The organism is Pseudooceanicola profundi (assembly GCF_050897955.1).
Lineage (GTDB): Bacteria > Pseudomonadota > Alphaproteobacteria > Rhodobacterales > Rhodobacteraceae > Pseudooceanicola.
On record NZ_JBPAXZ010000001.1, the window covers coordinates 595,593 to 618,414 of the forward strand.

General features: G+C 65.1%; 21 protein-coding genes and 1 tRNA gene. 8 read left to right on the forward strand and 14 right to left on the reverse strand.

Annotation, left to right across the window (positions count from 1 at the left end; genetic code table 11):
• Nucleotides 1-13: 13 nt before the first annotated feature.
• From ACRARG_RS02880 to ACRARG_RS02905, 6 genes are all read right to left on the reverse strand, one after another.
• Nucleotides 14-1,270 carry an FAD-dependent oxidoreductase gene (locus ACRARG_RS02880; RefSeq protein WP_432688472.1) on the reverse strand — a complete coding sequence of 419 codons (1,257 nt, stop codon included), beginning with the start codon at nt 1,268-1,270 and terminating at the stop codon, nt 14-16.
• Nucleotides 1,258-2,097, reverse strand: coding sequence for an ABC transporter permease (locus ACRARG_RS02885; RefSeq protein ID WP_432688473.1), 840 nt, complete (start codon nt 2,095-2,097; stop codon nt 1,258-1,260). Before ACRARG_RS02885 ends, ACRARG_RS02880 begins: the two co-directional genes overlap by 13 nt.
• A complete protein-coding gene (locus ACRARG_RS02890) occupies nt 2,090-2,857 on the reverse strand; it encodes an ABC transporter ATP-binding protein (RefSeq protein ID WP_432688474.1) in 768 nt (255 codons plus the stop codon). Before ACRARG_RS02890 ends, ACRARG_RS02885 begins: the two co-directional genes overlap by 8 nt.
• Nucleotides 2,858-3,210: 353 nt before the next feature.
• Nucleotides 3,211-4,230 (reverse strand): ABC transporter substrate-binding protein, encoded by a 1,020-nt coding sequence (locus ACRARG_RS02895; RefSeq protein WP_432688475.1) that lies wholly within the window; start codon nt 4,228-4,230, stop codon nt 3,211-3,213.
• Between the two features lie 30 nt (nt 4,231-4,260).
• The gene (locus ACRARG_RS02900) at nt 4,261-4,929 is read right to left on the reverse strand and encodes a GntR family transcriptional regulator (protein ID WP_432688476.1); all 669 of its coding nucleotides are present in this window, start codon (nt 4,927-4,929) and stop codon (nt 4,261-4,263) included.
• A gap of 317 nt (nt 4,930-5,246) precedes the next feature.
• Nucleotides 5,247-5,332 (reverse strand) — tRNA-Leu (locus ACRARG_RS02905).
• A gap of 129 nt (nt 5,333-5,461) precedes the next feature.
• Here ACRARG_RS02905 and ACRARG_RS02910 point away from each other — a divergent pair.
• Nucleotides 5,462-6,208 carry a rhomboid family intramembrane serine protease gene (locus ACRARG_RS02910; RefSeq protein ID WP_432688477.1) on the forward strand — a complete coding sequence of 249 codons (747 nt, stop codon included), beginning with the start codon at nt 5,462-5,464 and terminating at the stop codon, nt 6,206-6,208.
• Entirely contained in the window at nt 6,205-6,570 is a 366-nt protein-coding gene (locus ACRARG_RS02915) for a GFA family protein (RefSeq protein WP_432688478.1), read from the forward strand. The genes ACRARG_RS02910 and ACRARG_RS02915 overlap by 4 nt, the downstream gene beginning before the upstream one ends.
• Before the next feature lie 66 nt (nt 6,571-6,636).
• On the opposite strand, the gene ACRARG_RS02920 is transcribed toward ACRARG_RS02915, so the two are convergent.
• A complete protein-coding gene (locus ACRARG_RS02920; protein WP_432688479.1) occupies nt 6,637-7,425 on the reverse strand; it encodes an inositol monophosphatase family protein in 789 nt (262 codons plus the stop codon).
• An 85-nt stretch (nt 7,426-7,510) separates the two neighbouring features.
• Nucleotides 7,511-8,416 (reverse strand): LysR family transcriptional regulator, encoded by a 906-nt coding sequence (locus ACRARG_RS02925; protein WP_432688480.1) that lies wholly within the window; start codon nt 8,414-8,416, stop codon nt 7,511-7,513.
• 93 nt (nt 8,417-8,509) lie between these two features.
• Between ACRARG_RS02925 and metF the strand changes: the two genes are divergently transcribed.
• On the forward strand, nt 8,510-9,376 hold the full coding sequence (metF, locus tag ACRARG_RS02930) for a methylenetetrahydrofolate reductase [NAD(P)H] (RefSeq protein ID WP_432688481.1): 867 nt from the start codon (nt 8,510-8,512) through the stop codon (nt 9,374-9,376).
• A 165-nt stretch (nt 9,377-9,541) separates the two neighbouring features.
• Here the strand turns inward: metF and ACRARG_RS02935 are convergent, their stop codons facing one another.
• Nucleotides 9,542-10,606 carry a T6SS phospholipase effector Tle1-like catalytic domain-containing protein gene (locus ACRARG_RS02935; protein ID WP_432688482.1) on the reverse strand — a complete coding sequence of 355 codons (1,065 nt, stop codon included), beginning with the start codon at nt 10,604-10,606 and terminating at the stop codon, nt 9,542-9,544.
• Nucleotides 10,587-12,881: a xanthine dehydrogenase family protein molybdopterin-binding subunit gene (locus tag ACRARG_RS02940; RefSeq protein WP_432688483.1), complete on the reverse strand. Its 2,295-nt coding sequence runs from the start codon at nt 12,879-12,881 to the stop codon at nt 10,587-10,589. Before ACRARG_RS02940 ends, ACRARG_RS02935 begins: the two co-directional genes overlap by 20 nt.
• A gap of 144 nt (nt 12,882-13,025) precedes the next feature.
• Here ACRARG_RS02940 and ACRARG_RS02945 point away from each other — a divergent pair, with 144 nt between their 5' ends.
• Complete coding sequence (locus ACRARG_RS02945) at nt 13,026-16,094, forward strand: valine--tRNA ligase (RefSeq protein WP_432688484.1); 3,069 nt, start codon at nt 13,026-13,028, stop codon at nt 16,092-16,094.
• A 112-nt stretch (nt 16,095-16,206) separates the two neighbouring features.
• Here ACRARG_RS02945 and ACRARG_RS02950 read toward each other — a convergent pair whose 3' ends face one another.
• The 3 genes from ACRARG_RS02950 to ACRARG_RS02960 all read right to left on the reverse strand — a co-directional run bounded on the left by ACRARG_RS02950 (nt 16,207) and on the right by ACRARG_RS02960 (nt 19,120).
• The gene (locus ACRARG_RS02950; protein WP_432688485.1) at nt 16,207-17,409 is read right to left on the reverse strand and encodes a multidrug effflux MFS transporter; all 1,203 of its coding nucleotides are present in this window, start codon (nt 17,407-17,409) and stop codon (nt 16,207-16,209) included.
• 87 nt (nt 17,410-17,496) lie between these two features.
• The gene (locus tag ACRARG_RS02955) at nt 17,497-17,727 is read right to left on the reverse strand and encodes a DUF2842 domain-containing protein (RefSeq protein ID WP_432688486.1); all 231 of its coding nucleotides are present in this window, start codon (nt 17,725-17,727) and stop codon (nt 17,497-17,499) included.
• A 97-nt stretch (nt 17,728-17,824) separates the two neighbouring features.
• Nucleotides 17,825-19,120 (reverse strand): adenylosuccinate synthase, encoded by a 1,296-nt coding sequence (locus tag ACRARG_RS02960; RefSeq protein ID WP_432688487.1) that lies wholly within the window; start codon nt 19,118-19,120, stop codon nt 17,825-17,827.
• Between the two features lie 174 nt (nt 19,121-19,294).
• Here ACRARG_RS02960 and ACRARG_RS02965 point away from each other — a divergent pair, with 174 nt between their 5' ends.
• The 4 genes from ACRARG_RS02965 to ACRARG_RS02980 all read left to right on the forward strand — a co-directional run bounded on the left by ACRARG_RS02965 (nt 19,295) and on the right by ACRARG_RS02980 (nt 22,538).
• Nucleotides 19,295-19,690, forward strand: coding sequence for a DUF6524 family protein (locus ACRARG_RS02965; protein ID WP_432688488.1), 396 nt, complete (start codon nt 19,295-19,297; stop codon nt 19,688-19,690).
• A gap of 105 nt (nt 19,691-19,795) precedes the next feature.
• Nucleotides 19,796-20,161 carry a preprotein translocase subunit SecG gene (gene secG / locus ACRARG_RS02970; RefSeq protein WP_432688489.1) on the forward strand — a complete coding sequence of 122 codons (366 nt, stop codon included), beginning with the start codon at nt 19,796-19,798 and terminating at the stop codon, nt 20,159-20,161.
• Nucleotides 20,162-20,342: 181 nt separating this feature from the next.
• Nucleotides 20,343-21,986, forward strand: coding sequence for a CTP synthase (gene pyrG, locus ACRARG_RS02975; protein WP_432688490.1), 1,644 nt, complete (start codon nt 20,343-20,345; stop codon nt 21,984-21,986).
• 135 nt (nt 21,987-22,121) lie between these two features.
• Nucleotides 22,122-22,538 (forward strand): nuclear transport factor 2 family protein, encoded by a 417-nt coding sequence (locus ACRARG_RS02980; RefSeq protein WP_432688491.1) that lies wholly within the window; start codon nt 22,122-22,124, stop codon nt 22,536-22,538.
• Here ACRARG_RS02980 and ACRARG_RS02985 read toward each other — a convergent pair.
• Nucleotides 22,529-22,822, reverse strand: a complete 294-nt coding sequence (locus tag ACRARG_RS02985) for a hypothetical protein (RefSeq protein ID WP_432688492.1) — start codon at nt 22,820-22,822, stop codon at nt 22,529-22,531. The two genes, ACRARG_RS02980 and ACRARG_RS02985, sit on opposite strands and share 10 nt — an antisense overlap.

The window sequence follows — 22,822 nt, forward strand, 5'->3', positions numbered from 1 at the left end:
CGCCGCGCCTCCCTCAGGCCATTTCGGTGGCGGAGAGCAGCGCGCCCGCATTGCCCAGCACCCGCCGGACCGCCTCGGCAGAGAAGGCATCGGCGGCGGTCAGCGCCGCCGCGATCCCGGCCGCCTGCCCCGTGGCCATGCCGGTGCCCATCACCCGGATCGCCGCCCCCGCCTTGCGGTCGCCATCGGCCAGCCGTCCGGCGGCGAAGAGGTTGGGCGTGTCGACGGAGTGCAGGCAGCCCAGCGGGATCTCATAGCTGGCCCTGTCGGGCGGGTAGTCGAAGCTGGAGGTATAGGAGGCGCGGTCATGCCATTCCGCGCCCCAGGCGCCGAGGGCAATGGTGTCCTCATAGCTCTGCCGCGCCTCAATCTCGGCCCAGGTCAGGGGGTGGCGGGCATTGATGCGGCGGGATTCGCGGGTGCCGATCTCCGGACCCGTCGAGACGATGTAGGCATTCCCGCAGCCCGGAATGGTGCGGATCGCGTCGAGATAGGCCCAGGCCTGACGGCGGGCATCGGTTTCGGCATGGGACAGTGACGCCCCGTCACGCGGGTCGTAATCGGCAGAGGCGAGGTAGACCACCATATCCGCCGATCCCGGCAGACGCACGATGACGCAGCGGTCCTTGGTCACGGTGCCAGGAGCGAAACCCTTGGCCGCGATTGCCTCCGCAATCTGGGGCGCGGTGACGGTGACATCGGCCGGAATGCCGCCGAACCGGGTGCCCAGCGTGCCGAGGTTCACACCGTCCGGATTGCCGTAGCGGGTGGAGGCGCCGCCGTGGAAGGCCAGATCGCCCTCTCCCGTTGCATCGACGAAGGCGCGGGCGCGGGCGGTGGTGGTGCCGCCATGGTCGGCATAGGTCAGGGCGGTGATCCGGTCGCCCTCCCGGACCGCGCCGGTGACGAAGGCGCCGAAGCGGAGGTCCACGCCCGCCTCCGTCACCATCTCGTCCAGCACCAGTTTCAGCGCCTCCGGCTCGAAGGCGGAAAAGACGCCGCGAAAGCGCAGCGGGCCGGTGACCGCGCCCAGTTGGGCCATGCGGGCGATGACCTCTGCCGGGATGCCGCCGACGGCCATCCGCGACTCCTCGCCCAGCGTGTAGAGCCCGCAGAAGGTCAGGACATTGCGCACCGTCGCCGCGCCGCCGAGGCAGCCGTGGCGTTCGATCAGCAGGGTTCTGGCCCCGGCCCGCGCGGCTGCAATGGCGGCGGCGGTTCCGGCCGTGCCGCCACCGGCGACGATCACGTCATGGCTCAGCTCCGCCATCCCAGAACCCTCCGTTCGATGAAGCCGATGACGGTGGAGACGAGCACGCCCAGCACCGACAGGATCACCACGCCCGCGAAGAGCCGTTCGAGATCGTAGAGCGAGCCTGCCTCAAGGATATAAGCGCCAATGCCGTAGGTGGCGCCCAGCATCTCTGCCGCGACCAGCAGGATGATGGCGATGGCGAGGCTGATGCGCAGGCCCGAGAGGATCCCCGGCATGGCGCCGGGCAGGACGATCTTGCGGACGATGGACCACCACGACAGGCCAAAGCTCTGCCCCATGCGGATCAGCGTGCGGTCAACGTTATCGACCGCGCCATAGGTGGCGACGACCGTGGGGGTGAAGGTGCCGAAGGCGATCAGCGCGTATTTCGACCCCTCCCCGATGCCGAACCAGATCACGAAGAGCGGCAGCAGGGCGATCTTGGGGATGGGGAACAGCGCCGCGACCAGCGGCACGGCGCCCGCGCGGATATAGGAGAAGAGGCCGATCAGCACGCCCACCGAGACGCCGACGCTGACGCCCAGCAGGGAGCCGACGGCGAGGCGCGCAAGCGAGGGACCCAGATGTTCGAACAGCAGGCCGGAGGTATAGAGCCGCACCAGCGTTTCCGCCACGTCGGAGGGTTTCGGCAGGGTAAGGTTGGAAATCCAGCCCGCCCGCGTGCCCCATTCCGCGACAAGGATCAGGACGACAAAGACGGCCAGCCCGACCCAGCGGCGCGGTTTCGGGGCAAAGCCGCCGCCGCGGAAGGTGACGGTGCGGCCTGCCTGCGGGTCCGGGCGGGGCTCGGCAATGGCGGTGTGGGATGTGATGTCAGCCATGGATCAGCTCCGCATCGGCGGCCCGCGCCTCGTCGCGCATGAGCTGCCAGAGGTATTTCTGTTTCTCCTCCAGATCGCGATTGCCGAAGCCGCGCTCTTCCAGCGGCATGTCGATGTGGACCACCTCCCGGATCTGGCCGGGGCGGCGGGAGAGGACGACGATCTGATGGCCGAGCCTGACCGCCTCGTTCAGGTTGTGGGTCACGTAGACGGCGGTGAAGGGCTGGCGGGTCCAGAGCGCGATCAGGTCGTCCATCAAGAGCTCCCGCGTCTGGCTGTCGAGCGCGGAGAGCGGCTCGTCCATCAGCATGACGGCAGGGTTCACGGCCAGGGCACGGGCGATGGCCACGCGCTGTTTCATGCCGCCGGAGAGCTGTTTCGGCAGGGCCCTGGCGAAATCGGTGAGCTTGGTACGGGCCAGCACGTCGCCGATGATCGCCTTGGCACGGGCGCCGCGGATGCCGTGATCCTCCAGCACGAGGGAGATGTTCCCCTCCACCGTGCGCCAGGGCAGCAGGGCGAAATCCTGAAAGACATAGGTGAGCGGGTTCAGGCAACCCTCGGGCGGTTCGCCCAGTTGCAGGACACGGCCCTGCGTCGGGCGTTCCAGCCCGCCGATAAAGCGCAGCAGGGTGGATTTGCCGCAGCCGGAGGGGCCGACAATGCAGACGATGCGGCCGGAGGGGATATCGAGAGAGATATCCCGCATGACCTCGAAATCGTCGTAGCTGTGGCTGATCGCGTCGAGCCTGATGTCCATGTTCTCTCCATCGGAGCGCCCAGCTGTCCTGCCGCAATCAGACGGGCTGAGGGCGGCGCCCGGCCCGGGGCGGGAAGCGAAGCGCCCGCCCTGGGGGCGGGTCGGGCGCTGCCCGGCGTTTCACACCGGGCGGGCCCTTGGTTGCAATGTGCCCCTGCCCGCATGGCGGACAGGTGGCAAGGTTTTTTCGCTCCCCGTTTTGGCCACTTGCGAGAGGCGGTGAGGGAGGCGCCCGACCCTGGGTGGGTGCGAAGCGCCCTCCCGGGGGGAGGGTCGGGCGCTGCCCGGTGTGACCACCGGGCGGGCCCTTGGGTGCGGTGCGCCCCTGCCCGGCTTGCGGACAGGTGGCAGGTTCAGCCGACGGTTTCGACGTAAGAGGTGTCGACCAGATCGGCCATGGTGACGGAGCCATCAACCAGCCCCTCCGACTTGAACCATTCCAGCTGGTCCTCGACAGAGGCGACGTTCAGCGCGGCGCCTTCGTTCAGGCGCATCGTGCCGTTGATGATCGACTTGGCGGCCTTTTCGCGCGGATCATCGGCATAGACGTATTTGTGGATCATATCGACCATCGCATCGACGCCCTCCTGGCCGCCCGCATTGTCGATCATCGCCGCGTTATAGTCATGCACACCCTTGGAGAAGCCCGCCAGGAAGGCCTGCGTCATCTCCTTCTCTTCCGTCGCGTTCTTGGTGGAGGTGAAGACGGTCGTCAGCTGGTAGTTCGGCAGGTAATCCTTGACGAAGCCGATCCCGTGCACCGCGCCCGAGCCGATCAGCGGCTTGGCGATATGCGGCACGATGTTCCAGCTGTCGATCTGGCCCGATTTCAGCGCGCCGATCACCGCGCCCACCTTCTGCAGCGGCTTGTATTCCAGCGTGATGCCCTCCTTCTCGGCGATCTTGGCGCCGACATAATGGAAGGAAGACCCGGTCTGGGTCAGCCCCCAGCTGCGCCCGTCAAGCTTGGCAGGGCTGTCGACCCCTTCCTTGAAAGCGGCATCGGAGACGAGGATATACTGGCCGTCGATCCCCTCTTCCTCGGAGGCCGCGCCGCCGATGACCTTGATCGCGCCCTTCTGGGCCAGGCTTATCAGGCCGCCGGAAATCGCGGTCACGGCATAGTCGATATCGCCCGAGGCAATGGCCACGGCCATGGGCTGTGCGGCCTGGAAGAACTCCAGCTCCACATCCAGCCCGGCCTCGGCGAAATAGCCCTTCTCCACGGCGACGAAACTGCCGGAATGCGAGGTAAAGCGCAGCGCGCCCACCTTGATCTTCTTATTCTGGGCGATGGCCGGGGCGGCAAGCCCGGTTGCGGCCATGGAGCCCCCCATCAGGGCCAGTGCCTTGCGGCGGTTCAGCGTGATCATGTTTTCCTCCCTCATGATCGGTGTGACGGGTCAGGACCCGCCGGTCATCTCGATTGTCAAATCCTCGCGCAGGCAATGCAGCGCAAGATCGGTGTCGCGCGCCAGAATGGCCGATACCAGCTGTGCCTGCCGGTCTTCCCGCGCCGCGAAATCAATCCGGCCCTCCCGCAGGAGTGCGAGCCGGAACCTGCGCCCCTGATCAAAGAATTTCCGTTGAAGGTCAATGAGTCGCGGACTGCCGCATGCCGAACATAGCGCGGCGGAGAAGGCCCGGCAGCTTTCATCCCATTCCAGCGCGGTCAGGTCATCCGCCTGATCGGCAACAGCAAGGTCCAGCCGGGACAGCGCATGCCGGGCGGCGAGGATCCGGCCCTCCCAGGCCAGGTCTGCACGCTCCATCGACAGGCGCAGGGCCACGCTTTCCACCTCCTGCCGCATCAGACAGATGTCGCGCAGGTCATCCTCGGTCGCCGATGTCACGCGGAAACCGCGCTGCGCGGTCGCCTCCACCAGCCCCTCTGCCGTCAGCGTCCGCAGGGTTTCGCGCATGGAATGGCCGGACCCGCCGTAGCGCCGGCGCAGATCCTCGATCTTCAGCTTCTGATTTGGACTGAGGACGCCAAAAGCGATATCGCGGCGCAACGTTGCCGCGAGCAGGCTCACAACCGTTTCCTCTTCGTCCTCCCTCCGGAATAACATCGCACATCCCCTCCCAAGAATGCGGCTCTTCCTGAACTGCGGCACATGATGCGGCAGCCCGGTGCAACCGGCCCACCACCAAAATGTTGGATATTTCTGCAAGCATTGGAGAGGATTGTCAAACGCGGCGGGGCCGCCTTTGCGCTGCGGTATGGGACGCGCCCTTATTTGCAAGGCTTTGAAGAGCCAATCCCACCCACATCAGACCGATCGTTTCCCTGCGCGGATCTGGTCAAGCGATGTCCGGCCTAAGCCGCGCGCAGGCCGCGGACCGGCCTGCCTGCCTGACTGACTGACTGACTGACGGGGCGCACCGATGGTACCCGCGGCCGGACTCGAACCGGCATGGCCTTTCGGCCTAGGGATTTTAAGTCCCCTGTGTCTACCATTCCACCACGCGGGCCCTGCGGCAGGCGCAGTAGATCGAACTTAGCGATGACTGGCCGGACGCGAAAGCCCGGAAGTGACATGGCCGGCGGCTCTGGCGACGGCCGGGCTTGACCTCGCAAGAGAACACCTACAGCTTCCACGAATGTTTCCACTGCGCGATCATAATCCGTCTGGCCGCATGGCCTTTGTGACCTGGGCCCTGATCGCGGTCAATGTGGCTGTTTTTCTGTCCTACGCCTCGCTTATGGGCCAGCCTGGCGCGCTGAATGGCTTCTTTTCCGAATATGCTATGATCCCTGCCCGGCTGTCCTCGGGCGATGGATATTCCACCCTGATCACATCCCAGTTCCTGCATGGCGGTGTGATGCATCTGGCGGGCAACATGCTGTTTCTGTGGATCTTCGGCGACAATCTCGAAGATGAGATGGGGCATGCCGGATTTCTGCTGTTCTATCTCGCCTCTGGAGTGGCGGCGGCGCTGGCGCAATATGCCTGGGCCCCCGACAGCCCGGTCCCGATGGTCGGCGCCTCAGGCGCGATTGCGGGCGTGATGGGGGGCTATATGCTGCTCTTTCCCAAAGCGCGGGTCGATATCCTCTTTATTTTTATCGTCTTCTTTAAAATCATCCCGGTCCCGGCCTGGGTGTTGCTGGGTCTGTGGTTCGGGCTGCAATTCCTGAACGGTCTGGCCGCGGACACCAGCAGCGGCGGCGTTGCCCACTGGGCCCATGCGGGCGGGTTTGTGGCCGGCCTTCTGCTGACCCTGCCGGTGTTCCGGCGCAATGGCGGCATGGCCTTCTGGAACCGGACCGAGGGGCACCCGCCCCACCCCCCCGCCAATTACCGGCTTTCGCGGAGCAATGTGCCGCAGGTCCGGCGACGCAGATGACCACGCCGCGCCGCCTGTCCTGCCATTGCGGCGCTGTGGTCCTGTCGGTCCGGCTGGGCCCCGAGGGGCTGGCCGCCGCCCGCCACTGCAATTGCAGCTTCTGCAGCCGACGCGCGGCCGCCACCGTCACCCTCGCGCCTGACGGGCTGGAGATCGTGCAGGGAGAGGAGGCGCTGCGCCTCTATCAATGGGGGTCGCGTACGGCGGAGCATTATTTCTGCGGCATCTGTGGCATCTACACCCATCACCGCCGCCGCACTCCGGCCGGGGAATATGCCGTCAACCTCGGTGGGCTGGAGGGCATCGACCCGTCAGAGCTGGAGCCCCTTCCCTGGTTCCCGGGCAGGGATATCCCTCTCTGACCCCGTCTTCATCTTTCCGGAAAATACTCCCGCCAGAGGCATCCTGACCCCGCCAGAAGCCGGACATCAGCCGTTGCGGATGACCTTGGCAAACTGCTCGAAGATCATCTCGTTGCTGCCGATAATCTCGCCGCTTGTCAGGATGTCCTCGCCCGGCGTCAGCGCTTCGACAAAGCCGCCGGCCTCGCGCAGGATGACAATGCCCGCCGCCATGTCCCAGGCGTTCAGGCGACGTTCCCAGAACCCCTCGTACCGGCCTGCGGCCACATAGGCCAGGTCCAGCGCGGCAGAGCCCCAGCGGCGCACACCGGCACAGGCGGGCATCAGCCGCGCCAGGTCCTGCAGCGTCGCGGGCAGGTCCGAACGGCCGCCAAAGGGCAGGCCGGTGGCAAAGATCGACTCGATCATCCGCTGGCGGCCCGAGACGCGGATGCGGCTTTCGTTCATCCAGGCGCCCTCGCCCTTCTCGGCAAAGAACATCTCGTCCTTGGCAGCGTCATAGATCACGCCCGCCACAATCTGGCCCTTGTGCTCCAGCGCGATCGACACCGCCCAGTGCGGCAGGCCATGCAGGAAGTTCGTTGTCCCGTCCAGCGGATCGACAATCCAGCGGCGGGTCGGATCCTTGCCCTCTTCCTCGCCGCCCTCCTCGCCGACCCAGCCATAGGTCGGGCGCGCCTCCATCAGCTCGTTCTTGATGATCTCCTCGGCGGCGATATCGGCCCGGCTGACAAAATCGCCCGCGCCCTTCATCGACACCTGCAGGTTCTCGACCTCGCGGAAGTCCTTGACCAGCGACCGGCCAGCCTTGCGGGCGGCCTTTTTCATAATGTTGATATTGGCGGACATGGTCATGGGAAGGCTCCTGATATCAGGTCGCGCGTATAGACCGGGGATGGCCTGTTGCCAAGGGCCGGAAACCGGGGGCGGCGGGGCCCGGTCAACCCCGCTGCAGCTTCACCGCCTCGGTCCGGGCAAGCCGGACGAAATGGGCGAGGTAGGGCTTGCCCGCCTCCTCCGTCCTTGTTGCGGCATACATGCGGCGGGTCATGCCCGTTTCGGTCAGCGGTCGGACGGCAAAATCGCTGCGGTTGCGGATGCCGTTGAGAACCCAGTCGGGCAGGACGGCAACGCCCCGACCGGAGGCCACGAGCATCAGGATCATCGGCGTCAGTTCGACCTGCCGGATCGCCGCGGGCTCCACCCCTTCGGGATGCAGCAGCAGTTTGTAGATATCGAGCCGGGAGCGGTCGACCGGATAAGTCAGCAGGGTCTGATCCTCGAAATCCTCGGCCTCGACATAGGGTTTGGCGGCGAGCGGGTGATCGGCCCGCGCGATGAAAACCGGGGAATAGTCGAAGAGCGGGGCAAAGCTGGTGTCTGGCGTGGCCTCCGGATCGGCGGAGATCACCAGATCGACATCCTCCTTTCGCAGCGCGGTCAGCGCATCGAAGCTGAAGCCGGGGCGGATATCGACATCGACCTCCGGCCAGGCGCGGCGGAACTGTTCCAGCACCGGGAAGAGCCAGTCGTAGCAGGCATGGCATTCCAGCGCGATATGCAGCCGCCCGGCGCTGCCCTCCTCCAGCGCTTCGAATTCGGCCTCCAGCGCCTCGATCTCCGGCAGGATGCGTTCGGCGAGGCGCAGCATGCGCTGACCGGCGGCCGAAAGGCGCAGCGGCTTGGAGCGGCGCACGAAGAGCTCCACCCCCGCCTGATCCTCCAGCCCTTTGATCTGATGGGACAAAGCGGACTGGGTGATATGCAGCATGTCGGCGGCACGCTGCAGCCCGCCCGCATCGTGGATGGCCTTGACGGTGCGAAGATGTCGGAACTCGATATGCATTCCAGTAGTTCGGCTCATGATTATCGTGAAAACTATGAATTTGTCTCACATCGCCAGAGATGCGACAAGGGGACAAAGAGTGAGGGATATCCCATGACCGTGCCTGCCGTTTCTTTCGAATTTTTCCCGCCCAAGAATCTTGAGGCCTCGTTCCGCCTGTGGGACACCGTGCAGGTGCTCTCGCCGCTCAATCCGCGGTTTGTCTCGGTGACTTACGGGGCTGGTGGCACGACGCGCGACCTGACGCGGGATGCGGTGGCGACGCTGCATAAGAATGCCGGGCTGAACGTGGCGGCGCATCTGACCTGCGTGAATGCGACCCGGGAAGAGACGATGGCAATTGCCGACAGTTTTGCAGCGGCTGGTGTGACGGAGATCGTCGCGCTGCGTGGCGATCCGCCGAAGGACCAGGGCACTTTCACGCCGCATCCGGAGGGGTTTGCGAGCTCTGTCGAGCTGATCGAGGCGCTGGCGGCGACCGGTAAATTCACCCTGCGCGTCGGCGCCTATCCGGAACGTCATCCGGAGGCGGCGTCGGAGGCGGCGGATATCGACTATCTGAAACGCAAGTTCGAGGCGGGCGCCGCCGAGGGCATCACCCAGTTCTTCTTTGAGACCGAGACCTTCCTGCGCTTCCGCGACCGCTGCGCGGCGGCGGGGATCACGGCGCCCATCGTGCCGGGCATCCTTCCGATCGAGAACTGGACGGGGATGCGGAAATTCGCGATCGGCTGCGGCGCCAATGTGCCTGCGTGGATGGATGAGGCCTTCGAGAAGGCGGCGCGGGACAACCGGCAGGACCTTCTGGCGACCTCGCTCTGCACCGAGATGTGCACCGACCTGATTGCCGAAGGCGTGGACAAGCTGCATTTCTACACGCTGAACCGGCCCGAGCTGACCCGCGATGTCTGCCATGCGCTTGGCGTGACGCCGGAGACCAATCTGCGGGATGTGGCTTGAGGATTTCGGTCCGACCTTTTGAGGATTGAGCGCTGACGCGCGTTTGATACCTGTGCCCGCATCCGCGGGCACGTCGCGGAGGGCGCTGCCCTCCGCACCTCCCGGGATATTTTTGGCAAGAAAAATCTATGGGTCTTGGCGGGCCGGCTTTGGAGTTTTCCGGGCTCAGGCGGTGATGCCGTCGTCGGGGTAGTGCAGGCCGCGGGCGATGGCGGATTCGTGCAGCCGTTCGGAGGGGTCGAGGCCGACGTGGCGGCGGTGGCGGATGAGGAAGAGTTTGCCGACGCCGCGCCAGAGGCCGACGGAGGGGGCATCCGGGTCCATCGGGAAGCGCTGGCGCCAGCCGTCGGGGAGTTTGAGGCCCTGCGCCTCGGCCTGTGTGAGCATCCAGTGCAGGGGAATATTGGCCAGCGGGCGGGCCGGGTCGTAGCCGCCGAGATGGCCGCCGACATCGCCATGGGTTCCTGCAAACCAGACCTGTTCGAGCCGGCCGGACCAGGTGGGGTCGCTGTGCCACATGACGGGGGCGTAGACGTCGCGGGTTTCCTCATAGGCCAGCGCATGGAAGCCGGCCTTCACGCAATGCGACAGGGCGTGGTTGTGGAAGGCATGTTTCGGGTCGCTGATCTTCCACAGCAGCGGGAAGCGCAGGCCCAGGGATTTCACGGTGTCGAAGGCGCCGATCATCTCGACCACCACGTTTTCATGGCAGACGGATTTGGTGAAGGCCTGGGCGGCGGGGCCGTGGCCGCCGGTCTGGTAATGGCGATAGGCGAGCTGGATATTGCGTTCCGTCGCCTCTTCGGCCCGCACGAGGCCGACGCGGTCGAGGATCCCGGCGAGGGAGCGGACGGCATAGGCGCCACGGGAATAGCCGAAGAGGAAGATGCGGTCGCCGGGCCTGTAGCGTGAGGCGAGGTAACCATAGGCGCGCTGGATCTGGCGGTTGATGCCGCGCCCGACCATCACGTCCCAGGTATTGCCCCAACGGGTCCATTGCAGCCCGGCCTCGTAATAGAGCGAGGTCTCGTGGCCCGGCGCTTCGTTCAGGAGGCGGTAGATGAGGCCGGCGTTGCTTTCCTCTCCTTCCGCGAGGGAGGACATGGTGCCGTCGAGGATGACCACATGGGTGACGGAGCCCCGCCGGGCCGCAGGCGACGACCGGCGCTGGCGGAAGAGCCAGCGCGGCCGGACCCAGCTAAGAAGGCTGTCACCGAGCCCCTTGGGCATTGCTCAACATCTCCCACACCCGGCGGGGGGTGAACGGCATATCCGCCTGGGTCACGCCCCGGGTGGAGAGCGCATCCATCACCGCATTGGCCGTTGCGGCCATGGAGCCGACGGTCCCGGCCTCTCCGCAGCCCTTCATCCCCATGGGGTTGGCGGTGGAGGGCACCGGTTCGGTCGTGAAGTTGATATAGGGCACATCGGCGGCGCGGGGCATGGAATAGTCCATGAAACTTGCCGTCAGTAGCTGGCCATCGGCGTCGTATTCGACGTTTTCCTGGATCGCCTGGCCGATGCCCTGGACAACGCCGCCATGGACCTGGCCTTCGGCCAGCAGCGGGTTGATCAGATTGCCGAAATCGTCGACGACATGATAGGCGATCACCTCTACCTTGCCGGTATCGGGGTCGACCTCCACCTCTGCCACATGGGCGCCGTTGGGATAGGAGCGACCCGGCAGTTTCGCGGTTTCCTCGTGGATCAGCAGATCCTCGCGGCCGGCCTCCTGCGCCATTTCCGCCACGTCGAGCATGGTGGGGGCAGCGTTGGAGCCCTTGATGCGGAAGCTCTCGTCATCGAAGCTCACATCCTCGGGTTTGACCTTCATCTTCTCCGCCAGGAAGACGGTGAATTTTTCGACCATGGTGGAGACCACGGCGAGGGTGGCGTTGGACTGGGTGGTGACAGAGCGGGAGCCGCCGGTGCCGCCGCCCTTGGCGATCAATGCCGAGTCGCCCTGGATCACGCGGATCTGGTCCATCGGGATGCCGGTCTGATCCGACAGGAAATGGGCATAGACGGTTTCATGCCCCTGTCCGTTGGACTGGGTCCCGACATAGATGTTTACGGTGCCATCGGAATTGAATTCGACCTTCGCGGTCTCCGAAGGATCGCCCAGAATACTTTCGATATAGTAACAGAGGCCCAGGCCGCGCAGACGTCCGCGCGATTCCGCCTCTTTGCGGCGGTCCTCGAAACCGGGGCGGTCGGCAAAATCGGTGACACGGTCGAGCAGGCGGTTGAAATCGCCGACATCGTAGAGCTCATCCGTCACGGTCTTGTAGGGGAAGGCACTGACGGGGATGAAGTTTTTCCGCCGCAGCGCCCAGCCATCGACGTCGAGCGCGCGGGCGGCATAGTCCATCATCCGTTCCAACAGATAGTTCGCCTCTGGCCGGCCGGCACCGCGATAGGCATCGGTGGGGGTGGTGTTGGTATAATAGCCCTCGACCTCCAGCAGAGCGTTCTGGCAGTCGTAGACGCCCATCAGGACCCGGCCGAATAGGAAGGTCTGGATGAACTGGCCGAAGTTGGAGTTGAAGGCGCCCATGTTGCAGCGCGTCTTCACATGGTAACCCAGCAGCTTGTGATCGGCATCAAAGCCCATGGTGACCTCATGCGTCAGGTCGCGGGCGCCATTGTCCGACAGCATGGATTCGGTACGGTCGGCGATCCAGCGGACAGGACGGTCGAGGAAGCGGGCGGCATAGGCGGCCATCACGTATTCGGGGTAGAGCTTGGCCTTCATGCCGAAGCCGCCGCCGACATCGGGATGGGTCACCCGGACCTTGTCGGTCTCAAGCCCCATGAGGCGGGCCAGTTCGTTCTTCGGGCCCCAGACCCCCTGCCCGCCAAAGGCCAGATGGATGCTGTCGCCGTTCCATTCGGCCATGCAGCCGCGTGGCTCCATCGCGACGACCATGACGCGGTTGTCGCCGACTGCGGCCTTGACCACATGGGCGGCACCGGCGATGGCGGATTTCGTCTCTTCCTCCCGGCCCAGCAGATAGTCGAAGGCGAGGTTGCCGGGGGCTTCGGGGTGCAGGTCGACATCGCCCTTGGCCAGCGCCATCTGGGCGGGCAGCTCTTCGTAGTCGAACTCGATCAGCTCGGCGGCGTCCTTCCCGATCTCCACGCTTTCGGCGATGATCAGGGCGACGGGCTGGCCGACCCAGACGACCTTGCCCTCCGCCAGGATCGGATGCTTGGGATCGGCCGATGGCGAGCCGTCGCGGTTTTTGACCTTGGAGGAGGAGAGGCCTTCGGTGATTCCAAAGGCATGCAGATCCTCGGCGGTGGCGACCAGATGCACGCCGTCCAGTTCCCGCGCGGCATCGAGGTTCAGCTCCTTGATCAGGGCATGGGCGACGGGCGAGCGGAAGACATGCAGATGCAGCGCCTTCTCCGGTGCGATATCGTCGATATAGCCGCCATGGCCCGTGACCAGACGATGATCCTCGACCCGGGTGACCGGCTGACTGCGTCCGAACTTCTCCATGGGAGGCTCCCTGCCCTGTTCTCTTCATGGCGACACTAGCGGCCAGCGAAGTGATGTCCAGTGCAGTGCGTCCGCATCTGCCCTTTCCCTCGGGGTCGGCATTGGGTATGCCGCCGGAACAGACCGACAAGCGGGAATACCTCCATGACCATGGAAAAAACCTTCAATGCGGCGGAAGCCGAGGACCGGATCTACAAGGCCTGGGAAGAAAGCGGTGCTTTCAAGGCGGGCGCCAATGCCTCGCGCAGCGACGCCTTTTCGATCATGATCCCGCCGCCCAATGTGACGGGCTCGCTGCATGTCGGTCATGCGTTCAACAATACGTTGCAGGATATCCTGATCCGCTGGAAGCGGATGCAGGGGTTCGACACGCTCTGGCAGCCGGGCACGGACCATGCGGGCATCGCCACGCAGCTGGTGACCGAACGGGAGATGGCAGCCAATCAGGAGCCGTCCCGCGCGGAGATGGGCCGTGAGAAGTTTATCGAGCGGGTCTGGCAGCAGAAGGTCCGCACCCGCGGCACGATCATCGGCCAGCTGAAACGGCTGGGCGCCTCCTGCGACTGGTCGCGCGAGGCCTTTACGATGGGCGGCGCGGAGGGCGATCCGGACCGGGAGACCGTGACGGCCAATTTCCATGATGCCGTGATCAAGGTCTTTGTCGACATGTTCGACAAGGGGCTGATCTATCGCGGCAAGCGGCTGGTCAACTGGGACCCGCATTTCGAAACCGCGATCTCCGACCTGGAGGTCGAGAATATCGATACCGCCGGCCATATGTGGCATTTCAAATATCCCCTGGCGGGCGGCGAGACCTATGAATATGTCGAGAAGGACGAGGACGGGACTGTCGTCCTGCGGGAGGTGCGCGACTATATCTCCATCGCCACCACGCGCCCCGAAACGATGCTGGGCGACGGCGCGGTGGCGGTGCATCCGTCGGATGAGCGCTACAAGCCGATTGTCGGCAAGCTCTGCGAGATCCCGGTGGGGCCGAAAGAACATCGCCGGCTGATCCCCATTATTACGGATATGTATCCCGATCCGACCTTCGGGTCGGGCGCGGTGAAGATCACCGGGGCGCATGATTTCAACGATTATGGCGTGGCACAGCGGAACGGCATTCCGCTCTACCGGCTGATGGATACGCGGGCGCAGATGCGTGGCGATGGCGCGGATTACGCCAGCTGCGCGGCCCGGGCGCAGGAGATCGCCAACGGGGCCGAGTTCTCGGAGGCGGAGGTCGATACGCTGAACCTGGTGCCCGACCACCTGCGCGGGATCGACCGGATGGAGGCCCGGGCGCGGGTTGTGGAAGAGATCACGGCGGAGGGGCTGGCCGTCATGACGCGGTCGGACGATCCGCGGCTGGGTAAGGTGGGTTTGAAACCCACCCTACGGGAGGACGGCACAGAAGAAGACCCCGTGCCGGTCCCGCTGGTCGAGGCCAAGTCGATCATGCAGCCCTATGGCGACCGCTCCAAGGTGGTGATCGAACCGATGCTGACCGATCAGTGGTTCGTCGACGCCGCCAAGATCGTGGGCCCGGCGCTGGAGGCCGTGCGCTCCGGCGAGGTCCGCATCCTGCCGGAGTCGGGCGAGAAGACCTATTACCACTGGCTCGATAATATCGAACCCTGGTGCATCTCGCGTCAGCTGTGGTGGGGGCATCAGATCCCGGTGTGGTACGGGCCGGGGCTGACGTCGGATGGCGCCTTCACGCGCGATATGATCTCTTTCTGCGCCGCGACCGAAGCGGAGGCGATTGCCAAGGCGACCGCACATTATACCGAGGTTCTTGGGCGCACACCGGAGGTCACGGTTCCGAAGCCCGGCACGCCCGGCGCGCGATTTGTCACGCGGCAGGATAAGGACGGGGGTGTCACGGGCGTGCTTCTCCAGCGCGACCCGGATGTGCTCGACACCTGGTTCTCTTCGGGTCTGTGGCCCATTGGTACCCTCGGCTGGCCGGAAGACACCCCGGAACTGGCGACCTATTTCCCGACCTCGGTGCTGATCACCGGGCAGGATATCCTGTTCTTCTGGGTCGCCCGGATGATGATGATGCAGCTGGCCGTTGTCGATCAGATCCCCTTCCACGACGTCTACCTGCATGGCCTCGTGCGCGACGCCAAGGGCAAGAAGATGTCGAAGACTGTGGGCAATGTCATCGACCCGCTGGAGATCATCGACGAATACGGCGCGGATGCACTGCGCTTTGCCAATGCCGCCATGGCCTCCCTCGGCGGGGTGCTGAAGCTCGACGCCCAGCGGATCGCGGGCTACCGGAACTTTGGCACGAAGCTCTGGAATGCGACCCGGTTTGCGGAGATGAACGGTGTCTATGAGGCCGGCGCGCCTGCGTCTCAGGTGCCAGCCGCCACCGCCACGCTGAACAAGTGGATCATCGGCGAGACGGCCCGCGTGCGGGAGGCGGTCGATGCCGCACTCACGGCCTACCGGTTCGACGATGCGGCCACGGCGCTCTACCGGTTCGTCTGGGGCAAGGTCTGCGACTGGTATGTCGAGCTGTCGAAACCCCTGCTGGATGAGGCCGCGCCGGAGCGGGCGGAGACGCAGCAGGTCATGGGCTGGGTGCTCGACCAGTGCCTGCTGATGCTGCATCCGATCATGCCTTTCGTGACCGAAGAGCTCTGGTCCGCGACCGGCGCGCGGCCCAAGATGCTGGTGCATGGCGACTGGCCTGTCTACGGCGCGGAGCTGATCGATCCGGCCGCGGATGCGGAGATGAACTGGGTCGTTTCGCTGATCGAGGATATCCGCTCTGTCCGGGCCCAGATGCATGTGCCCGCAGGCCTGCAGGTGCCGCTGGTCGTGACCGGCTGGTCGGAGGCCGCGCAATCCGCCTGGAGCCGGAACGAGCTTATGATCAAGCGCCTCGCCCGGGTCGAGAGCCTGACAGAGGTGGCGGACTTCCCCAAGGGTGCGCTGACCGTGGCCGCCGAGGGCGCGACATTTGGCCTGCCGCTTGCCGATATTATCGACGTGGCGGAGGAGAAGGCGCGGCTGGAGAAATCGCTGCAGAAGCTCGGCAAGGAGATCGGCGGGCTGGAAGGCCGACTGAAGAACCCGAAATTCGCCGAAAGCGCGCCGGAAGAGGTGGTCGAGGAGACCCGCGCCAACCTCTCGGCCCGTCAGGAGGAGGCGGATCAGCTGAAGCTTGCCCTGGCGCGGATGGCGGAGATCGGCTGAGGCTGCGCCTGCAGCCGATCCGGTGCGGGGGCTTCGCCGCCTCGGCGCTCTGCCATCCAGAGGAAACGCGCTGCGGTCGGCGTTGAATTGGATATTTTCAGCAAGAAAAAGATCAGGCGTTGAGCGCCATGGCCTCACGCCGGTCGATGGCCCGGACCGAGAGCGCCGCGATCAGGCCCACGACGCTGGCGAGGCACATCAGGAAGGGCAGCGCGAAGGCGCCCGTCTCCTCCGTCACGACGGCGCCGGTCAGCGTCGTCGTGAAGGCGCCCACAAAGACAATCAGCGCGGCCGAGAGGCCCGAGGCGCTGCCGGCGATATGGGGCCTGACGGACATAGCGCCCACGTTGGCATTGGGCGTGGTCAGCCCGTTGCCCAGGCCAGACATCACCATCGCCCCAAAGAAGAGCGGGATGGAGAGCTGGCCCGCGAGGATCAGCAGCGCCGGGATGCCGAGGCCCAGCACCGCCAGGCTGCGCCCCCAGATCATCACCGTGCTGAGCTGATACCTGTGGGAGATGCGGGAGGAGATGCCGGAGCCCAGAATGAACCCCACCGTGATCGTGCCCATATAGGCGCCCAGCTGCGCAGGCCCCATGCCAAAGGCCGCCGCGACAACCAGCGGCGCGCCAGAGACGAAGATATGGAAGGTGGAGACGGAAAAGGCGGCGCAGACCGCATAGCCCCAGAACCGGCGCGAGCGGAAGAGCTCCGGATATTCGCGGAACTGGGCGCCGAAGGTTTCGGATTTGCGCAGGTTGGTCTCGCCCAGGTCAAGATAGCTCAGCAGGGTGAGCGCCACGCCCGCGCCGGTATAGACCCAGAAACAGGCGCGCCAGCCAAAGACCGCATCCAGCAGCCCGCCGAAGGCCGGGCCCAGCATCGGCGCAATCGCCATGATCATGGCGACATGGGCCATCTTCGCCGCCGCCTGCCGGTCGTCATATTGATCGCGGATGATCGCCCGCGACAGGGCCATACCGGTGGCCGAGGCGCTCTGGAACATGCGCGCGATCAGGAAGGTCGTGATATCTCCGGTCAGGGCGCAGACCAGCGAGGCCAGGGTGAAGATGCCCATGCCGGCCAGCACGACGGGCCGCCGCCCGTAGCGGTCCGACAGCGGCCCCATCACAAGCTGGGTCGCGGCGGTCATCAGAAGGTAGGCCCCGACCGACAGGCTCATGACGCCGTAGGATGTCCCGAAATCCTCTGCCATATGCTTGAGCGAGGGCAGGAACATATTGAGCGTCAGGACCGAATTGCCGGTCAGCAGGATCAGCGTGGCAAGGTGCGGGGGCGTCGTAGCGGGGCGCATGAAACGTTTCCAAAATGACTTTGCCGCATCACATCCGGGATCCGCGACTTTGGCAACCTTCCGCAACCGCGCGGTGGCGCAGCCCCGTTATTGCCCCTCGACAGGCGCGTCGGGATCGGCCTTGCCGACCCCCTGGAAAACGAATTTGAACGGCAGCGCCCAGAGCACACCCAGCACCGCATAGACCAGCAGTTCCAGCCAGATCGGCGGCCGCCCGAACAGGTTCATCACCGTCACGGCCAGCACAACATAAACCGGCAGGCCGATCACCAGAATGACCAGCGCCCAGCGTCGTCTTGCCTTGTAGCTCAGGGCCATGCGGGCCTCCCTCTTCATCTTTCCCGAAATACTCCGGGGGGTCGTGACAAAGCCGCAGGCTTTGGCGCGTTCGGGGGGCAGCGCCCCCCGCCCGGTCTCAGTCCGCGAAAGGATCAGTCACGAGGATCGTGTCGTCCCGCTCCGGCGAGGTCGAGAGCAGCGCGACCGGGCAGTCGATCAGCTCTTCCACCCGCCGGACATATTTGATCGCATTGGCGGGAAGGTCCGCCCAGCTGCGTGCGCCTTCGGTCGACTCGGACCAGCCCGGCAGCTCCTCGTAGACCGGCGTGCAGCGGGCCTGCTGTTCGGCGGCCATCGGCAGGTAGTCGAGCCGCGCGCCATCCAGATCATAGCCCACGCAGACCTTCAGCGTCTCGAACCCGTCGAGCACGTCGAGCTTGGTCAGCGCGATGCCGTTGACGCCGGAGGTGGCGCAGGTCTGGCGCAGCAGCGCCGCGTCGAACCAGCCGCAGCGGCGCTTGCGGCCCGTGACGGTGCCAAACTCGCGGCCGCGTTCACCCAGACGCTGGCCGTCCGCATCCAGCAGTTCGGTCGGGAAAGGCCCCTCGCCCACGCGGGTCGTATAGGCCTTCACGATGCCCAGCACATAGTCGATGGATCCGGGGCCGATGCCCACGCCCGTAGCCGCCTGCCCGGCGATCACGTTGGACGAGGTCACAAAGGGATAGGTGCCAAAATCGATATCCAGCAGCGCGCCCTGCGCCCCTTCGAAGAGGATGCGCTTGCCGGCCTTGCGCTTTTCGTTCAGCACCTTCCAGATCGGGGCGGCATAGGGCAGGATTTGCGCCGCGATCTCCTGCAGCTGGGCGATCAGGGCGTCGCGGTCGACCTCCTCGATGCCCAGCCCCCGGCGCAGCGGGTTATGGTGCTGGAGCGCCCGGTCGACGCGGGCCGAGAGCGTGGCGGCATCGGCGAGATCCGCCACCCGCACCGACCGGCGGCCAACCTTGTCCTCATAGGCCGGGCCAATGCCGCGGCCCGTGGTACCGATCTTGGTCCCGGCAGAGGCCGCTTCCTCCCGCGCGCGGTCAAGCTCGCCGTGGATGGGCAGGATCAGCGGTGTGTTTTCGGCGATCATCAGCGTCTCGGGCGTGATCTCGACCCCCTGTTCGCGGATCGCGGCGATTTCCTTGATCAGGTGCCAGGGGTCGAGCACGACGCCATTGCCGATGACCGAAAGCTTGCCGCCCCGCACCACGCCCGAGGGCAGCGCGTTCAGCTTGTAGACCTTGCCGTCGATGACCAGCGTATGGCCGGCGTTGTGACCACCCTGAAAGCGCGCGATGACATCGGCGCGTTCCGACAGCCAGTCCACGATCTTGCCTTTTCCTTCGTCGCCCCACTGGGCGCCGACGACGACGACATTGGCCATGATCCATTCCTCATGCTCGGTCCAAACGGGCTCCTTCTATCCAAGTTGCGGAGGCTGCGAAACCGCTATTTCTGTTCCTTTCGCCGCAGGCGCGACACCAGGTCCCGGGGAAAAATCTGGACAAGCGGCGGGGGCTGCGGCCAGATGTGCACAGCTTCCGATTGGGGAGGAGCTATGGATTTTCTGTTGCGCTGGTTCTTTGCGGTTGTCCTGATCGCGGGGACGTATAATCCGACGGACTGGAATTACGTGACCTGGGTCGGGCGGACCTGGCCGGACCAGATGCCGCTTGCCGTGCTGATGGGGCTGATCCTGCTGGTGGGATATGTCATCTATCTGCGCGCCACCTTCCGGTCCATCGGAGCCTTCGGGATGATCCTTGTCGCGGCCATCGTGGCGGCGCTGATCTGGGTGCTGGTAGACTACGGTATCGTGCGGCTGGACAACCCCGGGATGAACACCTGGATCGGCATCTGGGCGCTGTCGCTGGTGCTGGGCGTCGGGCTGAGCTGGAGCATCTTTCGCCGCAGGCTCTCGGGCCAGGCGGATGTGGACGATCTGGACGACTGAGCTTTTGGAGGCTTTCGGACGCCCCTGCCCCCTTGCGGCCTGAGGCGGAACAGCCTATCTAGCCGCGAACCTGAAAGACCGACGCGAAACCAATAGGCGCCCCGTATGGAAAATGTCGTCCTGATCATCCACCTCCTGCTGGCCCTCGGGCTGATCGGAGTTGTCCTGCTGCAGCGCTCTGAAGGCGGCGGTCTGGGCATGGGCGGTGGCGGCGGTGCCATGTCGGGCCGCGCGGCGGCGACGGCGCTTGGCAAGGTCACCTGGATCCTTGCGGGCGGCTTTATCGTCACCTCCATCGCGCTGACCATTATCGCGGCGGAAAAATCGGCGGGGGCCTCGGTTCTCGACCGTCTGACCGCGCCGCTGACGGCCCCGGCCGAGGACGCCCCCGAAGCGCCGACCGCGCCCGGCGGGTCGCTTCTGCCACCGGCGCCGACCGACGAAGGCCAGCTGACGCCGAGCGCGGACTGATCCACCACCCCTTGAGGGCCTGACCTTTCTGTCAACTGCATGTTGCGGTGCGGATGGACAAGCCGGGGCGAATCTGTTAGTTCTCAAATCCCGTGATCATGCGGCCTGAAAGGGCCGTAGCGAGCAGGATTTGCGACCATTTTTAACGCCGGTCGCGGCACTACTTCACGGGAGTCCGAGCATGGCGCGGTATATTTTCATCACGGGCGGCGTTGTGTCGTCCCTGGGTAAGGGCTTGGCTTCCGCGGCCCTCGGTGCTTTGCTGCAGGCGCGGGGCTATTCGGTCCGCCTGCGCAAGCTGGACCCCTATCTGAACGTCGATCCCGGTACGATGTCGCCCTTTGAACATGGCGAGGTCTTTGTGACCGATGACGGGGCGGAGACCGACCTCGACCTTGGCCACTACGAACGGTTCACCGGGGTTGCGGCGCGGCAGACCGACTCGATCTCGTCGGGCCGGGTCTATTCCAACGTGCTGGAGAAGGAACGGCGGGGTGATTACCTCGGGAAAACCATCCAGGTCATTCCGCATGTCACCAACGCAATCAAGGACTTCATCAATATCGGCGATGAAGAGGTGGATTTCATGCTCTGCGAAATCGGCGGCACGGTCGGCGATATCGAAGGGCTGCCCTTCTTCGAGGCGATCCGCCAGTTCGCGCAGGACAAGCCGCGTGGCCAGTGCATCTTCATGCATCTGACGCTGCTGCCCTGGCTGGCGGCCTCGGGCGAGCTGAAGACGAAACCGACGCAGCATTCGGTGAAGGAGCTGCGGTCGATCGGGTTGCAGCCGGATATCCTGGTCTGCCGGTCCGAACAGGTCATCCCGGAGAAAGAACGCGAGAAGCTGGCGCTGTTCTGTAACGTCCGCCCCGAGTCTGTGATCGCCGCCTATGACCTGAAGTCGATCTACGAGGCGCCGCTGGCCTATCATCGCGAGGGGCTGGATCAGGCGGTGCTGGATGCCTTCCAGATTGCCCCTGCCCCGCGGCCCGATCTGACGGTCTGGCAGGATGTCTATGACCGGATCCACAATACAGACGGCGAGGTGAATGTCGCCGTGGTTGGCAAGTACACCCAGCTTGAGGATGCCTATAAGTCGATCAAGGAAGCGCTGGTGCATGGCGGCATGGCCAACCGGATCCGTGTGAACGTCGAATGGGTCGATGCGGAGGTCTTCGACAAGGCCGATGCGGCGCCTTATCTGGAAGGCTATCACGCGATCCTCGTGCCCGGCGGCTTTGGCGAGCGCGGGACGGAGGGCAAGATCAAGGCGGCCGAATTCGCCCGGACACGAAAAATCCCCTACCTGGGGATATGTCTGGGGATGCAGATGGCGGTGATCGAAGCCGCGCGCAATCTGGCCGGGCTGGACAAGGCCGGGTCGGAAGAGTTCGACCATGAGGCCGGCGAGAAGCGGTTCGAGCCGGTTGTCTATCACCTGAAGGAATGGGTGCAGGGCAATCATGCCGTCCGGCGCAAGGTGGATGACGACAAGGGCGGCACGATGCGGCTGGGCGCCTATTCGGCCACGCTGGCGGAAGGCTCCAGAGTCGCCGAGGTTTATGGTGGCACCGCGATCGAGGAACGCCATCGTCACCGCTACGAGGTGGATGTGGCCTATCGCGACAAGCTGGAAGAGTGCGGGCTGTGGTTTTCGGGGATGTCGCCGGACGGGCGGCTGCCGGAGATCGTGGAGGTCAAGGACCACCCCTGGTTCATTGGCGTGCAGTTCCACCCGGAGCTGAAATCGAAGCCCTTCGACCCGCATCCGCTGTTCAAGGATTTCGTGCGGGCGGCCAAAGAGGTGTCGCGTCTGGTGTGATCCCCGCCTCTGGTGGCGTGATCCAAAGGCGCGCCTGCGGCGCATTCCAGTGTGGCTGTTTCGTTCCGAAACAGGATGCCTCCGGCGGGAGTGTTTCTGGAAAGATGAAGCCGGTCGGGTTTCGGGGGGAGTGTCATGAGTGCCGCTGAGAACAAGGGTCTGATGCAGCGTATCTTTGCGCGTCTGGCGGAGGGGGACGGGTCGCTTTACGTGGATCATCTGCATGAGGATGCGGTGATGGTCGTGACGGGCGATTACTCCTGGTCCGGGCGGTTTGAGGGCAAGGCGCGGATTCTGCGGGACCTCTACGGCCATCTTCGCAATGTCACCTCAGGCGTTTCGCGGACCGTGCCGGTCCGGTTTCTGGCCGACGGGGACTGGGTTGTCGTTGAGGCTCGTGGTGAGATGAGGGCGCGGGACGGCACGCCTTACCACAACCAGTACTGCCTGATGTACCGGCTTGAGGCGGGCATGATTGTTGAGGCGCGGGAATATCAGGACAGCGCGCTCTGCGAGCGGGTCCTGGGGCCGTTTCCGGCAGGTCAGGGCTGATCCACGGTTTCGTCTGGACCGTCTTCGCCTGTGTTGTCCTGCGGCGGTGGCAGCCTGCGCGAGAGCTGAGCCAGCTGTTCGCGCAGCTGGGCGATTTCGGTGGAGAGTTCATTGTTCCGGGCGCGCAGGCTGCGCATTTCTGCCGCAAGATTGGAGAGTTCCCTGCTGAGGGCGCGGCTGGTCATCAGCGCGTCGCGCGCGCATTGCGCCGCGTCGAAACAGGCCTGGGCCGATGCCTGGGCGGGCATGAGCAGGGTGAGGCTGAGGATGGCGGGGCGGATCAT